The organism is Micromonospora sp. CPCC 206171 (assembly GCF_036906755.1).
GTDB classification, from domain to species: Bacteria; Actinomycetota; Actinomycetes; order Mycobacteriales; family Micromonosporaceae; genus Micromonospora; species Micromonospora purpureochromogenes.
This window is the reverse complement of sequence record NZ_JBAKHT010000014.1, coordinates 77,924-93,647: the sequence shown is the minus strand read 5'-3', so window position 1 is coordinate 93,647 and position 15,724 is coordinate 77,924. Positions and strand designations below refer to the sequence as shown.

The following is a 15,724-nucleotide window of genomic DNA, read 5'->3' as shown; positions in this document are numbered from 1 at the left end:
CGCGCGGCGGGGGTGACGGCCGGCGGCGCTGCTGTGCCGCCGCCGGCCGGGTGTTCAGGAGGTCAGTTCCTGGCGTCCACCGCCGGCGGGTCGTCGTTGGTGTTCTTCGATACGAGTACCAGGTCATACGTGTACAGCGCGCCCGGCGCGAGCCACGACCACGAGCCACGCGGCTCCATCACGCGCATCTCCTTGGCCAGGGCCTGCCCGGTGTCCGGGTTGATGATCAGACGCACCTCGACGCGGCCGTTCCCGGGGCTGTCCTGCGCGAACGCAACCGCCTGCCCGGGCCGACCACGCATGTCGTGAACAACTCCCAGCCCGCGCACTCCGGGCACCGTGGCGAGCATCCGGTATGCGGCGGCGCGGACCTCGTTGCTGACCGGCAGGTCGATCACCAAGTGGGCGCCGACGGTGAACAGCCACTGGTCACGGTCGGTGGGCATGTCGCCACCTCCCCCGTCGAAGCGGTTGAGCAGTGCGGCGCGGAGAGCGGGCGGGTCGGTCGGCAGCGCATCGAGTTGCGCCTGCGACACGTTGCGGTCACCGAGGGCGAAGAGGTGTGCGGGGTCCACCCTGTCGCGGTAGACCTTGCCCGGGGCGATCTGCAGGTCGTACGGCTTCGGCTTGGTGATCCTGACAACGGTCGGGGAACCGTTGCGGCGCCAGGCGGCCTCGTCGCCCGGTGTGGCGGGCGCGGCGCCGAGCGGCTGCGAACTTGCCCAACTGCTGTCGGCGCTGGAGCGGGCCAGCCAATACTCGCCACCGGTCTTGTGGAACATGGTGTACGTGCCGTCGGCGGCCTCGACCGGCACCGCGTGGCCGCTCTCCGTTTGGATGTTCAGATAGCGTCCGCCGGTCTGCGGGGCCTTGTCGCTGCGTTCGGCTGCCACGAGCAACAACCGCCTGGAGTCCATCGGCGCCTGCGTGCCGGGCGACGCGACGTCGGGTGCGGCGTCGGGTGCGTTGCGTGGAGCGGCGCCTGGTCCGGGCACGGCCACCACGACCGCGGTGACGGCGGCCGCGGCCACCCCCATCGTCCCGAGCACAGCCAGCCGTACCCGCCCAGGCCTGCGGGGCCGGTCGAGCGCGGCCTGCCCTCCGGCCGCCCGAACGTTGGCCAGGATGCCGGCAACTGCCTGTGCGGTGTGCTCGCCCCGGTTCGGCGGTGGGTCCAGTCGTGCCGGCCGGGCCTTGGCAAGCAGGTTCATGACATCTCGTGATCGGCTCATCGGACCGACTCCTTCGGGACGAGCGTGGCGGCGGGTCGAGGCAATTCCAGGTCGGTGGCGACAGCCATGGCGTCTTTCAAGTGACGCCGGGCGCGATGCAGGCGCACGTAGTACGTCGCTGTAGAGCAGCCGAGGACCCGAGCTGCGTGACCCGGCGTCAGCCCGTGCCAGGCAACCAGCGTCAACAATTCGCGGTCGCCGTCCGACAGCTGAGCCAGAGCAGTGAGCACCGCGGCCCGCTCGGCGACGCCGTCTGCCACGTCGGCGACGGACAGCTCCTCGTCGCTGATCCACGCGCGCATCTCGGCAGCGATGGCCTGCTGCCGTTCCTCTGCGCGGTATCGCTCACCCACGACGTTGCGGGCGACGGCAAGCAGCCACGGTAGCGGCGTCGCCCTCGGCAGCTCCGTCAACCGCCGCCACGCCACCAGGAACGTTTCGGCCACGACCTCATCGGCCAGCTGGCAACCGGCGCGCGTGACGGCACACGCATACACCTGCCGGTAGTGCGCCTGGTACACAGCCTTGAAATGATCGTCCGATTCGGGTTCTGACACTGGCTTCGGCCCTTCCTGTCAGAGTTTCTCGGTCACCAGGAAATGTCTGGGGCCCGCCGCTTCTTACATCGGTCACCGTTTCGACCCGGTCACGCCGGTGAGGATCTTGCTTCGTGCGGCCGTGCCGTGGCCATCGTCGTCGCCGTGCGGGACGCTGCGCGCTCAGCTGACGGCAGCGCCGAACCACCTCGGCAGCTGGCTGAGGAGATCCGCCTGTTCTTCGCCGACCCAGGCCACGTGACCGTCCGGCCGCAGCAGCACGGCGGGCACATCCAATTCCTCGGTGCCGTCGACGACGTGGTCGATCCGGTCGGCCCACCCGGTGACCGAGAGTCGGCCGGTTCGGTCGAGGAGCAGCCCGCGACCATCGTGCAGCAGCTCGTAGAGGCGGCCCCGCTTCAAGCCGATGTCGCGCATCCGCCTGCCGAGCAGTGCGTGCCGGTCGCCGAAGTCGTAGCGGACTCCGATCGCAGTGATCTTCTCGATCAGGTACCGGTGCACGTTCTCGAAGTCCATCAGTTCCGACACAAGCCGGCGCACTGCCTGGGGGCCCGGCTCGGGGGACAGCAGCTGCATCTGTGCCCGGGGGTTCTCCAGCACGTCGGCGGCCACCGGGTGCCGTTCGGTGTGGTAGCTGTCCAGCAGCCCTTCCGGCGCCCAGCCGTTGATCTCGGCGGCCAGTTTCCAGGAGAGGTTGAACGCATCCTGGATGCCGAGGTTGAGCCCCTGCCCGCCGACCGGCGGGTGAATGTGCGCCGCATCGCCGGCCAGCAGCACCCGGTCGACCCGGTAGCGCTCGGCCTGTCGGGTGGCGTCGCCGAAGCGGGAGAGCCAGCGCGGTGAGTGCACGCCGAAGTCGGCACCGGCGAACACCCGCAGCTGTTGCCGGAACTCCTCGATGGTCGGCGGGACCGTGCGGTCCTCGGCCATCCCCTCGGCGGGCACGACGACCAAGGTCGCCCTTGAGGCCACCCGTCCCTGTTGGCGCGGATCGCAGATCGATCGCTGGAGTTGACTATCATCACGGAATGGCGATTGATTGCGCTCCCGGGCTGGCCCCGGCGGTGGCGTTGTTCCGCTCTCTCGGCGACCCGACCCGGCTGGCCATCCTGCGCCGGATCGCGACCGGGGAGGCCCGGGTGGTGGACCTGACCGGCGAGCTGAGGTTGGCGCAGTCGACGGTGTCGAAGCACCTGGCGTGTCTTCGTGACTGCGGGCTGATCGACTATCGGGCCGAGGGCCGCCAGTCGTTCTACGCCCTGACGCGGCCGGAACTCCTGGACCTGCTGCGCTCGGCCGAACAGGTTCTCGCCGCGACCGGCGAGGCGGTCGCCCTGTGCCCGACCTACGGGACGTCGACCGAGCCCTCGGCGGAGGTGACGGCGTGAGCGCCTCGCTGCTGAGCCCCGAGCGTCGGGCGGTGCTGTCCCGGCGCAGCCTTTGGCTCGCCTACGCCACCGCCGGCTACAACCTGCTGGAGGGTCTGGTCGCCATCGCCGCCGGCGCGGCCGCCTCGTCGACGGCGCTGATCGGCTTCGGCTTGGACTCGTTCGTCGAGGTGTCCAGCGCGGCCGTGCTGATCTGGCAGTTCCGCTCCCGGGTGCCCGAGGCTCGGGAACGCCTGGCGCTGCGGCTCATCGGCGCGTCGTTCTTCGGCCTCGCGGGCTGGGTGACCTTCGACGCCGTCCGCTCGCTGCTGGCCGGCGGCGACGCCGACGCCAGCCCGGTGGGGATCGGCCTCGCCGTGGCGTCGCTGCTCGTGATGCCCCTCCTCGTGGCGGCCAAGCGACGCACCGGGCGGGAACTCGGATCGGCAACGGTGATGGCCGACTCGACACAGACCATGCTCTGCACCTACCTTTCCGCGGTACTGCTCGTCGGCCTGGTTCTCAACGCCACCTGGGGCTGGTCGTGGGCCGACCCGATCGCCGCGCTCGTCATCGCTGGCGTCGCGGTCAAGGAAGGCGTCGAAGCCTGGCGGGGTGAACACTGCGACGACTGCGCACCCCTGCCTGCCGTCGACGCCACCGGCGAATCCCCGGGCTGCGCCGATGACTGCTGCACCGACCGGAAGGCGTGACCGGACCGCCGTTGAACACGGGACCGATCGATCAGCCGGATCGTCGATCTAGCCTGTGCGCATGGGCGGCGGCCTGACCTACGAACGACCGGCGCGGCTGGGCCTCCATCGATGGTGGATGCCGCCGGTTGCTCTGGCGGCAGCGGTGTCGGTCGCCGCCGTGACGGCGCCCGGCGAGCCGCACCGTCGGCCAGCGGCCCGACGCCGGTCCCCCCGTCGTCCGGGCCACCGCCGGCGTTCCCTAGGACCCGCGACGGTTTCCCACTCGTCGTCGGAAGCCGCGGAGCTGAGGCGCCGGGTTTCGCGTCAGCGGTCCCGGCGCTGCTGCCCCTGGCGTCGCTGCGCCATGCCGCCCTGGATCGCCTCCCAGACGCTCCGACCGGCCTGCCGCAGCGTCTCGCCCGCCTGCCCGGCGAGCTGGGACGCCTGCGCGGTTCCACCCTGCTGCCGCCCGCCCTGGGTCGATCCGCCACCCTCGGCCTCGCCGCGCGACTCGCGGTCGCCCGCGGTCGTACCCCGGTCGGCGGGCCTGCCCCCCTCGGCGCCCGCCCGGCCGGACGGCGCCGGGCCCAGCGGCGGCTCCTGCGGCGACCCCGCCGGCAACGGACCGGCCGGCGACTCCGGGCGAGGCCCTGCGGGCCGCTCCGGTGCGGTCGGCGCCGGCTCGCCGGCCGTCCGCCCACCTGACGGGCCCTCGGGGCCCGCCGGCGCGCCACCGGGGCCTACGCCGGCGGCCGCGCCGCCCTGCTGGCCAGCCTGGCCCGTCCGAGGTTCGGCCTCAGCGCCCTGCCGCGCCTGCTGCTGCGCCACCTGCCCGGCCTGGCCGGCCTGCTGGCCGGCCACCTGGCCGAGCTGGCCCACCTGCTGGCCGGCCTGGTCGACGACCGGCGTGGCCGCGCTGGCGACCCGGTCGGCCACCCGGTTGACGTCGTTCAGCGTGAGGTTGGCGCTGTTGGCCAGCGCGGCGATGATCTCAGGGTTGCGGTCGATGGTGCTCAACGCCCGGTCCAGGATCTCCAGCACCTTCTCCAGCCGGACCTTCAGCACCGCCTCCGCGCGGACCCCCTCGATGTCCAGCTCCACCTGTTCCAGGTGCACCCGCACGCCGGCGTCGAGCTGGAGCAGGTTGGCCAGCCGGGCGCGCAGTGACAGATCCGCGTCGAGCCCGTCCACCGCCAGCCGGAGCGAGTCGACGGACAGCCCGGGGACGTCCAGCAGGACGTCCGGCTCGACCTTCGGACCCCCGCCGGTCCGGTCCGGTCCACGTGCCGCCGTCCCGCTCTCGCTCATGCTTCCCGCTCCCTCACCCGAGGCCCGGCCGTCGCGCCACGTCAGGCGCGGTTACCCGGTTTCCCGATGGCCATCCGTGGCGAATCCGACACAGTGAGTCTCGATCGACTGTCCGGAAGGGGGCAGTACGCGAAGCTGCACAGCGAGGCATCAGCCGGTATGGTCCGGGCCTATGGGACAGGAGATGGCGGACGTCCGGCAGGACGTCGAGCGGTACGCACTCCGCAGCACCCTCCTCGCCCCAGCCACGGCAGAGCAGGCGTTCGCGGTGTTCACCGGGGCGCTGGCCGACTGGTGGGTCCGCGAATACACCTGGTCGGGGCCGGAGGCGCTGGCCGAGCTGGGGATCGAGCCGAAGGCCGGCGGCATGCTCTACGAGATCGGCCCGTACGGCTTCCGCAGCGACTGGGGTCGCGTGCTCACCTGGGATCCGCCGAAGCGGCTCGTCTTCACCTGGCAGATCGGCCCCGACCGGGTGCCGGTGCCGGATCCGGCGCGGGCCAGCGAGGTGGAGGTGCTGTTCCTGCCCGACGGGCCGGGGCAGACCCGGATCGAGGTGGAGCACCGGCACTTCGACCGGCACGGCACGGCCGCCGAGGGCTACCGGGAGGCGCTCACCGCCGGCTGGCACGAGTTGCTCAGCCGCTACCTGGACACCCTCACCCGATACGACGCCGCGTCGAACTGAGCCGGCGCGGCTCAGCGCGCGATCCCCCGGCCGCCCGTGCCGTCGACCACTCCGCGACCGCCGAGGTCGGCCCGGCGGCCCGCCTCGGCCCCGGAACCGAAGCCGGTGCCGGCCAGCCGGCGGACCCGAGCGGTACGCAGCCTCGGGTAGACCTCGGTCACCCGGCGCGCCACCCGGTCCGAGCGGTCCGCCAGGACCAGCGCCACCGACGGGCCGTCCCGTTCGGCCACCGCGCCCGCCTCGGCGGCCCGCAGCCGCTCCCCGACCACCCGGGCGAAACCGGCCAGCCAGGAGCGGCGGAAGGCGGCCGGATGCTCGCCGGCCGGCACGGCCGTGCCGGACAGCCCATGCGCGGCCTGCACCAGCAGCGACGTGAAGAGCAGGTCGACCCGTTCCAGGTCGCTGGCGAAGCCGAACAGGTGCAGGGCGAAGCCGTCGCCCCGGGCCCGGCGTACGCAGCGGCAGCGCAGCGGGTCGGCGACGGCGGCGAGTAGCCCGGCCTTGTCCCGCGCGTACGGGGCGACGACGTCGACCACCCGGTCGCCGACCGGGTCGGTGGCCGGGTCACGGGCGGCCAGCAGCGCCCGGTCCACGCCGTAGCGGGCGATCAGCTCGGTGGCCTTGGCGGTGAAGGCCGCCGACTCGGCGGGCGTGCAGGCCGGGTCCTCGGCCTTGGCCAGCAACTTGCGCACCTTGCTCAGCATCGCCTCGGACATGTCACCAGAGCTATCACATCGACAGGATGGTCCACTGCGGACGAAGCGCCGGTACCATCACCACGCTCGGCACCCTGTCCGCAACACAGGGTGCACCCCCATCCCTGGAGGCAACCGCATGGCATCCCCGGTCGCCCGCCTGGCGGCAACAACGGCGGCGCTGTCGCTGCTCGCCCTCGGCTCCCCCGCCCAGGCCGCCCCCGAGACCAACCTGTTCGAGTCGTACGCCACCTGCTACGGCGGCGCGGTCCGCTCGTACTTCCAGACCGGCGGCTGGGGCGGTGACGCCGGCCCGTACCGGACCAGCACCCGGTGCAAGGACATCAACGTCCGCAACGCCAGCGAGTTCGGCGTCGAGGCGTGCGTGATCTTCGTGGACAAGACGGACAGGTGCAACTACCGGACGTACCTGCCGTCGAAGTCGGGCTTCATCACCGTGGCGACGAACGTGCGGGACGGGGTCCGGTTCCAGGTCCGCTTCGAGACGCTGCGCTACGAGTACGAGCCGCTGGTGGCGTACCACGCGTACTGAGGGAGGCCGGCGCGGCGCCCGAACCGGGCGCCGCGCCGTCAACCGGCCCGACTGCGCAGGGTGGCCACGGTCGAGCCGGCGAGGGTGAGCAGACAGTCCGGCAGCAGGCCGTCTGCGGCCGCCGCCCCGAACAGCGCCTCGCCGGTGTCCGCGTCGTGGTTGGCGTACGCGCTGACGAAGCGGGCCACCCAGCGGGTGTCGTAACCGGCCTCGTCGATGCCGGGAAAGTCCAGCGCGCAGGAGCCGGGCGGCGGCGGGTCGCCGACCATGGTGGCGGCCAGACACCAGGCCACCCCGTACGCCCCGGCGAGCCCGGACCGGTCGACCACGGCGTCGAACGTTCCCACCACCGCGTCACCATCCCCGGCCAGCGCCGAACGGAGCACGGCGGTCGCGTCGTCGAGCGTCTGGTCAGGTACTTCGGTCACCTGCCGCACAGTAGGACGGCGGGTCAAGCGGTGACCCGGAACAGCCCGTTGATCACGGAGCGTATCCGTGACGGATGGCCGACGCCTACCGGTGGCATCCACGCTCCCACCCGCCGCCCCGGCGCGCTATGGTGCCCAGCGGAACTCCCCAAAGGTAAGGACGACCATGCTCGTAACACGCGGCCCGCGCGCTGCCATCCTGGCGGCGGGTGCGGCGTTCCTGCTCGTCACCAGCGCCTGCGGGACGACCGACAAGCCCGAAGACACAGCCACCCAACAGGTGCGTCTGTACGGCACCGACGGCAACATGCTGAACTCCTTCGCCGGCGAGCTGAAGGAGCGCGCCGACCTGGTCGACGGCATGAAGGGCACGACCCCGCTGACGCCGCTGACGGACGACTTCAAGGACCGGCTACTGGCGGTCGACCCCAAGCTTGCCGACTTCCTCTACGCCGCCGAGGCGTACGACGCGGTCATGATCAGCGCGTTGGCGGCGCAGCTCGCCGGCAGTACGGATCCGGCGGACATCGCCAAGCAGATAGTCGGCGTGACCAACAACGGTCAGCGCTGCTCGGACGCCGAGACCTGCCTGGCCCTGGCCCGCGACGGGCAGGACGTGGAATACCGCGGCCCGTCGCTGACCCGGGCCGGCTTCACGGACGAGGGCGAGCCGGCCACCGCCAGCTACGCGACGCTGCACTTCGACGCCCAGAAGATCAACGACGCGAAGACCGAGTTCGTCGGCGCGGGCTTCGAGACGTCGGCGAGCACCAAGGCCCCGCCGAAGCCCAAGAAGCAGCGCGGCGGCAAGAACGACCGCAGCGACGGCTCCCCGCTGATCCTCGGCGGCCTGCTGCCGAAGACCGGTGACCTGGCCCTGGCCAACCCGCCGCTCGCGGCGGGCGCGGCGCTGGCGGTCAGGGAGATCAACGCGGCCGGCGGCGTGCTGGGCGAGCCGATGGTCTGGATCGACGGCGACGACGGCACCAGCCCGACGGTCGCCAAGGCCACGGTCGCCTCGCACATCCGCAACAAGGTGCAGGTCATCATCGGCGCCGGCGGGTCCGGCATCTCCAGCTCGGTGCTGCCGGACGTGGTCGCCGCGGGGCGGATCCTGTTCTCCCCGTCGAACACCGACTCGGGGCTGACCAAGGCTGAAGACCGGGGCCTCTACTTCCGCACCGCCCCGCCGGACAGCCTCCAGGGCCGGGCGCTGGCCGACGTGATACTGCGCGACGGTCCGCACAAGATCGTCGTGGTGGCCCGCAAGGACTCCTACGGTGAGGGTCTCCAGGAGACCGTCCGCGCCGAGCTGGAGCGGGCCGGGTTCGGCAGCGACCGGGTGAAGCTGCTGACCTACGAGCCTCCGGCGGACGGCGAGGGCGCCGGCGGCGTCGACTTCGTCGGCACCGCGAAGGAGATCAAGAGCTACGCCCCGGAGGCGGTGCTGGTCATCGGCTTCGCCGAGTCCGCCGGGCTGATCCGGGCGTTGGACGACGCGGACGTGCCGATCCGGCACTGAGCACCGACGACGACGGCCGCACCGGGACATCCGGTGCGGCCGTCGCGCGTACGGGGGTGGGTCAGCGGGAGCGGCGCCGGTCCAGGAACTCGGTCATCCGCCGCCGCTTCTCCTCGTCCTCGAAGAGCACCGCCTGGCTGACCAGGTCGAGGTAGGGGTGCGCGGCCGGCGGCGCGTCCACCGCCAGCTTGGTCAGCCGCAGCGCCAGCGCCGAGCCCTTCGCCATCTCGTCGATCAGCTCGTGCGCGCTCGGCAGCAGCTCGGCCGGTTCGGCCACCACCCGGTTGACCAGGCCGATCCGCAGCGCCTCCGCGGCGTCCACCCGCCGGCCGGTGAAGAGCAGCTCCTTGGCCCGGGCCTCGCCGACCAGCGCGGGCAGCCGGTAGGTCGCGCCGGCGCCGGCCAGGATGCCCAGCCGCACCTCGGGCTGGCCGAAGACCGCCCGGGACGTGCAGACCCGCAGATCGCACGCGTACGCCAGCTCGGCGCCACCGCCCAGCGCCGGCCCGTCCACCGCGGCCACGCTCGGCATCGGCAGGGCCCGGATCCGGGCGAAGGCCGCCTGGTTGATCGCGGCGAGAGCATCCAGTCGGCCGCGCTCGCGCAGCTGGCCGATGTCCGCCCCGCCGGCGAAGATGCCCTCCGCGCCGCCGGTGAGCAGCAGCAGCCGGGGGCGGGCCTCCAGGTCGGCGCAGACCTCGTGCAGTTCGCCGATCAGGTCGGCGTCGATCGCGTTGCGCTTCTCGGGCCGGTCCAGCGTCACCACCAGCCGGTCCGGCAGTTCCTCGATCCGCAGCCCGCTCACCGGCCCGCCCCTTCCCCGTCGGCCTTCCGGCCGTCCACCCAGCGGTAGAAACCCTGGCCGGACTTCTTGCCGAGCTTCCCGGCGGCGACCATCTCCACCAGCAGCGGCGGCGGCGCGAAGCGATCGCCGTAGGCGGCCTGGAGGGTGCGCGCGATGTCGAGCCGGACGTCCAGTCCGACCAGGTCGGTGAGTTCCAGCGGGCCGACCGGGTGCCGGTAGCCGAGCACCATCGCCTTGTCGATGTCGCCCGCGCTGGCCACCTCGTCGGCGACCATCCGAATCGCCTCCAGGCCGAGGGTGACCCCGAGCCGGGAGGTGGCGAAGCCGGGCATGTCGCGTACGACGACGGGGTCCTTGCCCAGCCGGCCGGCGAGCGCGACGGCCGCCTCGGTGGTCTCCCGGGCGGTCGCCGGGCCCACCACGACCTCCAGCAGGGCCATCGCCCAGACCGGGTTGAAGAAGTGCAGCCCGAGGAAGCGCTCCGGCCGGGCCAGCGGGTCGGCCAGCTCGGCGATCGGGATGCTGGAGGTGTTGCTGCCGAGCAGCACCGGGCGCAGCCCCTCGGCCTCGCGCAGCACGGCGCGCTTCAGGTCGAGCCGCTCGGGCACCGCCTCCACGACAACGTCCGGCTCCGGCGCGACCTCACCCAGCGCCGCGCGCAGGGTCACCCGGGCCCGGTGCCCGGCGGCCTCGTCGGCGCCCACCTTCCCGCGTTGCACCGCCCGGTCCCACAGCTCACCGAGGCGCGCGGCCGCCGCCTCCGACCGGCCCCGGTCCACCTCGACCAGTTCGACGGCGTGTCCCGCACCGGCGGCGACGTAGGCGATCCCGAGCCCCATCGTGCCGGCACCGACGACGACAAAACGACCACTCATGACGCTCCCTCGCTGCGCGCGGCGACGCGCCGGGGTCTCCGTCGCGCCCTGCCGCCCACTCCTGGGTGCGACCCTATGCAGCAGTGCCCCGGGCGGCATGCGTGGGGGACCGCCGGACCGGGTACAGACGGCCCTCAACGTCAAGGGAAGGACGTAGCGCATGAGCCAGGCACCGGAGACCGTGGACGGCACCGGCACCAGCGAGGGTGGGGAGACCGTGGAGACGCGCGGCGACGAGCGCGTCGACCTGCTCCGCGCCGACACCAACAACGACGGGAAGACCGACGTGTGGGTGGTGGACACCGACGGTGACGGCAAGGCCGACCTGTTCCAGTTCGACACCGACGGTGACGGCAAGGTCGACATCACGATGGTCGACATCGACGAGGACGGCACCCCGGACGAGGTGGTCGACGGCGACGGCGGGCTCCCGCCGGAGCAGCTGCCCCCGACCGTGCAGGTCTAGGTGCGCGCCGGGGCCCCGGTCCGGGGTCCCGGCGGCGCGGTTCAGCCCGCCAGCCGCAGGGTGGCCAGATAGTACGGGGCGTCCCGGTCGTCCACGTCGGTCAGCCGCCAGGCGGTGTCCCGGACCAGGTCGGCCAGTTCCTCGGCCGAGCAGACGAGGTAGTCGAACCATTCCGTGCCCAGCTCGCGGTAGCGCAGTCGCAGCCGCAACTGGCCGCCGAGCCGGCCGCGCCGCCGGTTGAGTTCGTGGTAGCCGGTGTGCACCGGGTCCTTCGTGCCGTACGGGTCGGTGCCGTGCGCGATGACCTGCGCGCCGGGGGCGGCCATCGCGGCGAGCGCGGCCAGGAACGCCGCCGCCCGGTGCCGCCCCTCGATCAGTCCCAGGTTGTTGCCGAGCAGCAGGAACGTGTCGTACCGCCGGCCGTCGGCGGAGTGCTCGTCGACCGTGCCGAGGACGAGCTCGCGCACCCCCCGGTGCCGGCACACCCGTAGCGCGCCGACCGAGGTGTCCAGTCCGGTCACCGGTACGCCGCGCTCCTGGAGAAGCAGCGCGATCCGCCCGCCCCCGACGCCGATGTCGAGCGTCGCGCCCCGGACCCGGTCCACGGCCCGGTGGTCGTACGGCTGCCAGTCCTGCGGCCCGTCGAGGTAGTGCGCGGCGGGCGCGCCGTTGATCAGCCCGTCGTCCCGTTCGATGATCTCGATGACCGGTCGAGGCAGCCGCCCGCCGACCAGCGGCCGGGGACCGATCCCGGTGTGCACGGCGTACGTGTCGCGCAGCATCTCGCCGAACACGTCGCCGATCCTCGGTTCCCCGGTCACGGGGTTCACGCTATCCGTGCGGCCGGACCCTGTCGCGGTCGTATCCTGGGCGGCGTGACCGACCTGGACCGCCTGGCGGCGGAGAAGTACGTCCTGCTGACGACGTTCCGCAAGGACGGTCGGCCGGTGCCGACCCCGGTCTGGGCGGTGCGCGACGGCGACACGCTGGCGGTCTGGACGGCGGCGGACTCGGGCAAGGTGAAGCGGATCCGGCGCGACGGCACGGTGACGCTGGCCCCCTGCGACGTGCGGGGCCGCCCGCGCGGCACGGCGGTCCCCGGGCACGCCGTGCTCAGCTCCCCGGAGGAGACCAAGCGGGTCCGTGACCTGATCAAGCGGAAGTACCGGCTGCTGGGCCGGCTCAGCCTGCTGGGCAGCCGGCTGCGGCGGGGCGAGCGGGGCACGATCGGAATCCGGATCACCGTCCAGGAGTGAGCGTCGGAGCCCGGACATGGTTCAGGGGCGGTGGATCGTCACTGTCGCGACGTCCGCCCGCCCCTGAGACCTAAACGCTTCTCGGTGTCGGTAGGTCAGTCTCCCTGACGCTGCTGCGGGATCTGCCCCTGAAGCAGGGCCCGAACCTCCGACTCGCGGTACCGACGGTGGCCGCCCAGGGTCCGGATCGCGCTGAGCTTTCCCGCCTTGGCCCACCGGGTCACCGTCTTCGGGTCGACACGGAACATCGACGCCACCTCGGCCGGCGTGAGTAGCGGCTCTGGTTCGTGCGTTCGCGATGCCATCGGTCACTCCTCCACATGTATAGACATCGGCCGGGGTCCCGCCGGCCGACGCGTCTCCCATGGTCCGGCTAGTCCCCGATGTCCGACATGGGCCGAACGGCCGAAGGTCCCTAGACGGACGGATGAACCATGCCCGATTTATCTGACTTTTACACGGCAGAAAGTACCTTATTCGGACTCATGATCACGGTTCGTGATGCGTCAACTACGAAATTGCCTCGTATCTGACAGCATGGCTGGGTGGATTCGTGGTCAGTTGCACCGCTCGAGCAGCTGCACCGCACGCCAGCGGGCCACCAGCCGGTCGTACGCCGCGGAGGCCTCCTCCGCCTCGCCCCGGGCGAGCCCGGCCAGGCCGGCGGCGACCAGCTCGGTCGAGTCGTCCGCGGTCAGCGTCTCGTCGGAGAGCAGCTGCACCAGGCCGCCGTAGTCCAGCTCCACCACCGAGCGCGGATGGAACTCCTCCAGCCAGCGGGCGGCCTCCTCGACCGCCTCGGTGATCGGGGCGTCCCCGACCGACTTGCGCAGCACGGACAGGGCCCGGGACGAGCGGCGGCGGGCCTTGGAGATCTCGGTGCGGTAGCGCAGCGCCCGCCGCCCCGGCTGGGTGACCAGGTCCCGCTCCGCCGGCTCGAAGAGCACGAACCACCGCAGCGGCACGCCCCAGGTGGCGATCTGCTCGTGCAGCCGCGGGACCCCGTGTTCGAGCACCCGCGCCCCGCTGCGCCAGTCGTCGACCACCGCCTTGGCCTGACCCGCCAGCACGGGCGGGACGAACGCGTCGGCGAGCACCGACGGCACCCCGTCCCGCGCGCTGAGCGCCGCCTCGGCCACCCGGATCCGCAGGTTCCACGGGCAGACCAGCAGCGTGTCGTCGGCCTCCAGGACGTACGCCTCGTCCGGCAGGTCGGGCAGCCGGGTCCAGCCGGCGCCGAGCGCCTCGATCACCGAGGTGCGCTGGCGTCCGGGGCCCTCCAGCGGGGCGACCGCCCGCCCCTCCCGCACGTAGCGCCGCCAGTACGACTGACGGTCCCGGTCGAAGGCGGTCAGCGGCTCGTAGACGCGCAGGTAAGCAGCGAAGAGCGACGGCACGGCGCGATCCTCCCACGAGACGGGGCCCCACCGCCGTCAGCGCCCGGCAGGCATGACGTGGACGGCGGTGCGGCGTGGACCGATATTAGGCTCAGCAGCACCGGCAGCATCCCGCCGGCGTCCAGCAGGTCCGCGTCCCACAAGGGCGCACACCGAAACAGGAGCAAGCCATGGGCGTATTCGCGAGCACCGACGATCCGGGATCGACCGGTCACGAACAGGTCGTCTTCTGCCAGGACAAGCAGACCGGCCTCAAGGCGATCATCGGCATCTACTCGACCGCGCTGGGCCCCGCGCTCGGCGGCACCCGGTTCTACCCGTACGCCAGCGAGGAGGCGGCGCTGGCGGACGTGCTCGACCTGTCCCGCGGCATGGCGTACAAGAACGCCCTCGCCGGGCTGGACCTGGGCGGCGGCAAGGCGGTCATCTGGGGCGACCCGGAGCAGACCAAGAGCGAGGCGCTGCTGCGCGCGTACGGCCGGTTCGTCGAGTCGCTGGCCGGCCGCTACTACACCGCCTGCGACGTCGGCACCTACGTCGCCGACATGGACGTGATCGCCCGGGAGACCCGCTACGTCACCGGCCGCAGCGTGGAGCACGGCGGTGCCGGCGACTCCTCGATCCTCACCGCCTGGGGCGTGTTCCAGGGCATGCGCGCCGCCGCCGAGCACGTCTGGGGCGCGCCGACGCTGGCCGGCAAGCGGGTCGGCGTGGCCGGCCTGGGCAAGGTCGGCAAGTACCTCACCAAGCACCTGCTCGACGACGGTGCCGAGGTCGTGGCGACCGACGTCAACCCGAAGGCCCTGGAGTGGGTGCGCACCACCCACCCGCAGGTCGAGCTGGTCGACGACGCCTCCGCGCTCGTCGCCGCCGACATCGACGTGTACGCCCCGTGCGCGCTGGGCGGCGCCCTCAACGACGACACCGTGCCGGCGCTGCGCGCCAAGGTCGTCACCGGGGCGGCCAACAACCAGCTCGCCCACCCGGGCATCGAGAAGCTGCTCGCCGACCGGGGCATCCTCTACACCCCCGACTACGTGGTGAACGCCGGCGGCGTGATCCAGGTCGCCGACGAGATCGAGGGCTTCAACTTCGAGCGGGCCAAGCTGCGCGCCACGAAGATCTACGACACCACCCGGGAGATCCTGCAGCTCGCCGACGACGAGGGCGTGCCGCCGGCGGTGGCCGCCGACCGGCTGGCCGAGCGCCGGATGGCCGACGTGGGCCGGCTGCGCAGCATCCTCCTGCGCTGACGACGGGTACCCGGGGTGGGGGCACCGGCCCGCGCCCCGGGGCACCCCCGAGTAAGCTCCATTCGGGGAGTTCGTCACGATCTGTCCGGTGTCACGGCCGGCCCCGGCATCCGCTCCTTACCGGGTACACTCGGTGACGGCCGGATCGCTGCGACGCGCAGGGCCGGCTGACGGTAACCCGAGGTGCCGAACGGTGGCATCCCCATGTACCGTAAGAGCCACGAGAGATGCCTGACGTCATCGGGGCCCGCCTTCGGGCTGCCCCGCATTCTGTGCGAGGGGGTCGAGCCATGGGGCGCGGCCGTGCTAAGGCCAAGCAGACGAAGGTGGCCCGGGAGTTGAAGTACCACTCCCCGAACACCGACCTCACCGCCTTGCAGCGCGAACTGGCGGGTGCTGGTAAGTCTGAGCAGAACTTCGACGACGACTACAAAGAGTATGTCGACGACGATGATGAGGATCACGCGGACGACGACCCGGATCTCTGGGTTCCTCCGACCCGCTGACCTCCGGTCGCATCTGAGCACGCGGTAACTCCCCGCGTGCTCACGCATGTGCCCGACAGAAGCGGCGCCACGACCGACGATCAGGGACCTCGCCCCGCCGGAACGCTCTCCGGCCGGCCGG

Annotated in this window: 20 protein-coding genes; 9 read left to right on the top strand and 11 right to left on the bottom strand. The window is 72.3% G+C overall.

All coding sequences use genetic code 11. The annotated features are described in order from the left end of the window. Positions 1-62: 62 nt before the first annotated feature. The 3 genes from V6U89_RS17685 to V6U89_RS17675 all read right to left on the bottom strand — a co-directional run bounded on the left by V6U89_RS17685 (position 63) and on the right by V6U89_RS17675 (position 2,788). Positions 63-1,211 (bottom strand): CU044_5270 family protein, encoded by a 1,149-nt coding sequence (locus tag V6U89_RS17685; protein ID WP_334572316.1) that lies wholly within the window; start codon positions 1,209-1,211, stop codon positions 63-65. A 17-nt stretch (positions 1,212-1,228) separates the two neighbouring features. Beyond that, positions 1,229-1,789, bottom strand: coding sequence for an RNA polymerase sigma factor (locus V6U89_RS17680; protein WP_334572315.1), 561 nt, complete (start codon positions 1,787-1,789; stop codon positions 1,229-1,231). 162 nt (positions 1,790-1,951) lie between these two features. Continuing rightward, the gene (locus V6U89_RS17675; RefSeq protein ID WP_334572390.1) at positions 1,952-2,788 is read right to left on the bottom strand and encodes an FAD-dependent monooxygenase; all 837 of its coding nucleotides are present in this window, start codon (positions 2,786-2,788) and stop codon (positions 1,952-1,954) included. Positions 2,789-2,817: 29 nt separating this feature from the next. Here V6U89_RS17675 and V6U89_RS17670 point away from each other — a divergent pair, with 29 nt between their 5' ends. Next, positions 2,818-3,177, top strand: coding sequence for an ArsR/SmtB family transcription factor (locus V6U89_RS17670; protein ID WP_280840550.1), 360 nt, complete (start codon positions 2,818-2,820; stop codon positions 3,175-3,177). Next, complete coding sequence (locus V6U89_RS17665; RefSeq protein ID WP_334572314.1) at positions 3,174-3,869, top strand: cation diffusion facilitator family transporter; 696 nt, start codon at positions 3,174-3,176, stop codon at positions 3,867-3,869. The genes V6U89_RS17670 and V6U89_RS17665 overlap by 4 nt, the downstream gene beginning before the upstream one ends. Before the next feature lie 306 nt (positions 3,870-4,175). Here the strand turns inward: V6U89_RS17665 and V6U89_RS17660 are convergent, their stop codons facing one another. Then, complete coding sequence (locus tag V6U89_RS17660; protein ID WP_334572313.1) at positions 4,176-5,159, bottom strand: hypothetical protein; 984 nt, start codon at positions 5,157-5,159, stop codon at positions 4,176-4,178. A 172-nt stretch (positions 5,160-5,331) separates the two neighbouring features. On the opposite strand from V6U89_RS17660, the gene V6U89_RS17655 reads away from it, so the two are divergent. Beyond that, positions 5,332-5,847, top strand: a complete 516-nt coding sequence (locus tag V6U89_RS17655) for an SRPBCC family protein (RefSeq protein ID WP_334572312.1) — start codon at positions 5,332-5,334, stop codon at positions 5,845-5,847. A gap of 11 nt (positions 5,848-5,858) precedes the next feature. On the opposite strand, the gene V6U89_RS17650 is transcribed toward V6U89_RS17655, so the two are convergent. Then, positions 5,859-6,563, bottom strand: a complete 705-nt coding sequence (locus tag V6U89_RS17650; protein ID WP_334572311.1) for a DUF2786 domain-containing protein — start codon at positions 6,561-6,563, stop codon at positions 5,859-5,861. 118 nt (positions 6,564-6,681) lie between these two features. On the opposite strand from V6U89_RS17650, the gene V6U89_RS17645 reads away from it, so the two are divergent. After that, positions 6,682-7,095 carry a hypothetical protein gene (locus tag V6U89_RS17645; RefSeq protein WP_088959459.1) on the top strand — a complete coding sequence of 138 codons (414 nt, stop codon included), beginning with the start codon at positions 6,682-6,684 and terminating at the stop codon, positions 7,093-7,095. 38 nt (positions 7,096-7,133) lie between these two features. Here the strand turns inward: V6U89_RS17645 and V6U89_RS17640 are convergent, their stop codons facing one another. Next, entirely contained in the window at positions 7,134-7,523 is a 390-nt protein-coding gene (locus V6U89_RS17640; protein WP_334572310.1) for a hypothetical protein, read from the bottom strand. Between the two features lie 166 nt (positions 7,524-7,689). Here V6U89_RS17640 and V6U89_RS17635 point away from each other — a divergent pair, with 166 nt between their 5' ends. Beyond that, the gene (locus V6U89_RS17635) at positions 7,690-9,045 is read left to right on the top strand and encodes an ABC transporter substrate-binding protein (RefSeq protein ID WP_334572309.1); all 1,356 of its coding nucleotides are present in this window, start codon (positions 7,690-7,692) and stop codon (positions 9,043-9,045) included. A gap of 61 nt (positions 9,046-9,106) precedes the next feature. Here the strand turns inward: V6U89_RS17635 and V6U89_RS17630 are convergent, their stop codons facing one another. Beyond that, positions 9,107-9,850, bottom strand: coding sequence for an enoyl-CoA hydratase/isomerase family protein (locus V6U89_RS17630; protein WP_334572308.1), 744 nt, complete (start codon positions 9,848-9,850; stop codon positions 9,107-9,109). Beyond that, positions 9,847-10,725: a 3-hydroxyacyl-CoA dehydrogenase family protein gene (locus V6U89_RS17625; RefSeq protein WP_334572307.1), complete on the bottom strand. Its 879-nt coding sequence runs from the start codon at positions 10,723-10,725 to the stop codon at positions 9,847-9,849. Before V6U89_RS17625 ends, V6U89_RS17630 begins: the two co-directional genes overlap by 4 nt. 160 nt (positions 10,726-10,885) lie before the next feature. Here V6U89_RS17625 and V6U89_RS17620 point away from each other — a divergent pair, with 160 nt between their 5' ends. Next, a complete protein-coding gene (locus V6U89_RS17620; RefSeq protein WP_154940649.1) occupies positions 10,886-11,191 on the top strand; it encodes a hypothetical protein in 306 nt (101 codons plus the stop codon). A 41-nt stretch (positions 11,192-11,232) separates the two neighbouring features. On the opposite strand, the gene V6U89_RS17615 is transcribed toward V6U89_RS17620, so the two are convergent. Next, positions 11,233-12,012 carry a class I SAM-dependent methyltransferase gene (locus V6U89_RS17615; protein WP_334572306.1) on the bottom strand — a complete coding sequence of 260 codons (780 nt, stop codon included), beginning with the start codon at positions 12,010-12,012 and terminating at the stop codon, positions 11,233-11,235. Positions 12,013-12,066: 54 nt separating this feature from the next. Between V6U89_RS17615 and V6U89_RS17610 the strand changes: the two genes are divergently transcribed. Further along, positions 12,067-12,447, top strand: a complete 381-nt coding sequence (locus V6U89_RS17610; protein ID WP_334572305.1) for a PPOX class F420-dependent oxidoreductase — start codon at positions 12,067-12,069, stop codon at positions 12,445-12,447. 95 nt (positions 12,448-12,542) lie between these two features. Here V6U89_RS17610 and V6U89_RS17605 read toward each other — a convergent pair whose 3' ends face one another. Together V6U89_RS17605 and V6U89_RS17600 are read right to left on the bottom strand one after the other, a co-directional pair. After that, entirely contained in the window at positions 12,543-12,752 is a 210-nt protein-coding gene (locus V6U89_RS17605; protein ID WP_007073996.1) for a BldC family transcriptional regulator, read from the bottom strand. A gap of 252 nt (positions 12,753-13,004) precedes the next feature. After that, the gene (locus V6U89_RS17600; RefSeq protein ID WP_334572304.1) at positions 13,005-13,844 is read right to left on the bottom strand and encodes a hypothetical protein; all 840 of its coding nucleotides are present in this window, start codon (positions 13,842-13,844) and stop codon (positions 13,005-13,007) included. A gap of 170 nt (positions 13,845-14,014) precedes the next feature. On the opposite strand from V6U89_RS17600, the gene V6U89_RS17595 reads away from it, so the two are divergent. Both V6U89_RS17595 and V6U89_RS17590 read left to right on the top strand, forming a co-directional pair. Further along, the gene (locus tag V6U89_RS17595; protein WP_334572303.1) at positions 14,015-15,097 is read left to right on the top strand and encodes a Glu/Leu/Phe/Val family dehydrogenase; all 1,083 of its coding nucleotides are present in this window, start codon (positions 14,015-14,017) and stop codon (positions 15,095-15,097) included. Positions 15,098-15,387: 290 nt separating this feature from the next. Further along, positions 15,388-15,603 carry a DUF3073 domain-containing protein gene (locus tag V6U89_RS17590; RefSeq protein ID WP_334572302.1) on the top strand — a complete coding sequence of 72 codons (216 nt, stop codon included), beginning with the start codon at positions 15,388-15,390 and terminating at the stop codon, positions 15,601-15,603. The last annotated feature ends 121 nt before the right edge of the window (positions 15,604-15,724 follow it).

Bases quoted from the DNA above. Each gene is read 5' to 3' on its own strand.
- V6U89_RS17685 (WP_334572316.1), bottom strand. From the start codon at position 1,211: ATGAACCTGCTTGCCAAGGCCCGGCCGGCACGACTGGACCCACCGCCG.
- V6U89_RS17670 (WP_280840550.1), top strand. From the start codon at position 2,818: ATGGCGATTGATTGCGCTCCCGGGCTGGCCCCGGCGGTGGCGTTGTTC.
- V6U89_RS17660 (WP_334572313.1), bottom strand. From the start codon at position 5,159: ATGAGCGAGAGCGGGACGGCGGCACGTGGACCGGACCGGACCGGCGGG.
- V6U89_RS17655 (WP_334572312.1), top strand. From the start codon at position 5,332: ATGGGACAGGAGATGGCGGACGTCCGGCAGGACGTCGAGCGGTACGCA.
- V6U89_RS17650 (WP_334572311.1), bottom strand. From the start codon at position 6,563: ATGTCCGAGGCGATGCTGAGCAAGGTGCGCAAGTTGCTGGCCAAGGCC.
- V6U89_RS17645 (WP_088959459.1), top strand. From the start codon at position 6,682: ATGGCATCCCCGGTCGCCCGCCTGGCGGCAACAACGGCGGCGCTGTCG.
- V6U89_RS17635 (WP_334572309.1), top strand. From the start codon at position 7,690: ATGCTCGTAACACGCGGCCCGCGCGCTGCCATCCTGGCGGCGGGTGCG.
- V6U89_RS17625 (WP_334572307.1), bottom strand. From the start codon at position 10,725: ATGAGTGGTCGTTTTGTCGTCGTCGGTGCCGGCACGATGGGGCTCGGG.
- V6U89_RS17620 (WP_154940649.1), top strand. From the start codon at position 10,886: ATGAGCCAGGCACCGGAGACCGTGGACGGCACCGGCACCAGCGAGGGT.
- V6U89_RS17605 (WP_007073996.1), bottom strand. From the start codon at position 12,752: ATGGCATCGCGAACGCACGAACCAGAGCCGCTACTCACGCCGGCCGAG.
- V6U89_RS17595 (WP_334572303.1), top strand. From the start codon at position 14,015: ATGGGCGTATTCGCGAGCACCGACGATCCGGGATCGACCGGTCACGAA.
- V6U89_RS17590 (WP_334572302.1), top strand. From the start codon at position 15,388: ATGGGGCGCGGCCGTGCTAAGGCCAAGCAGACGAAGGTGGCCCGGGAG.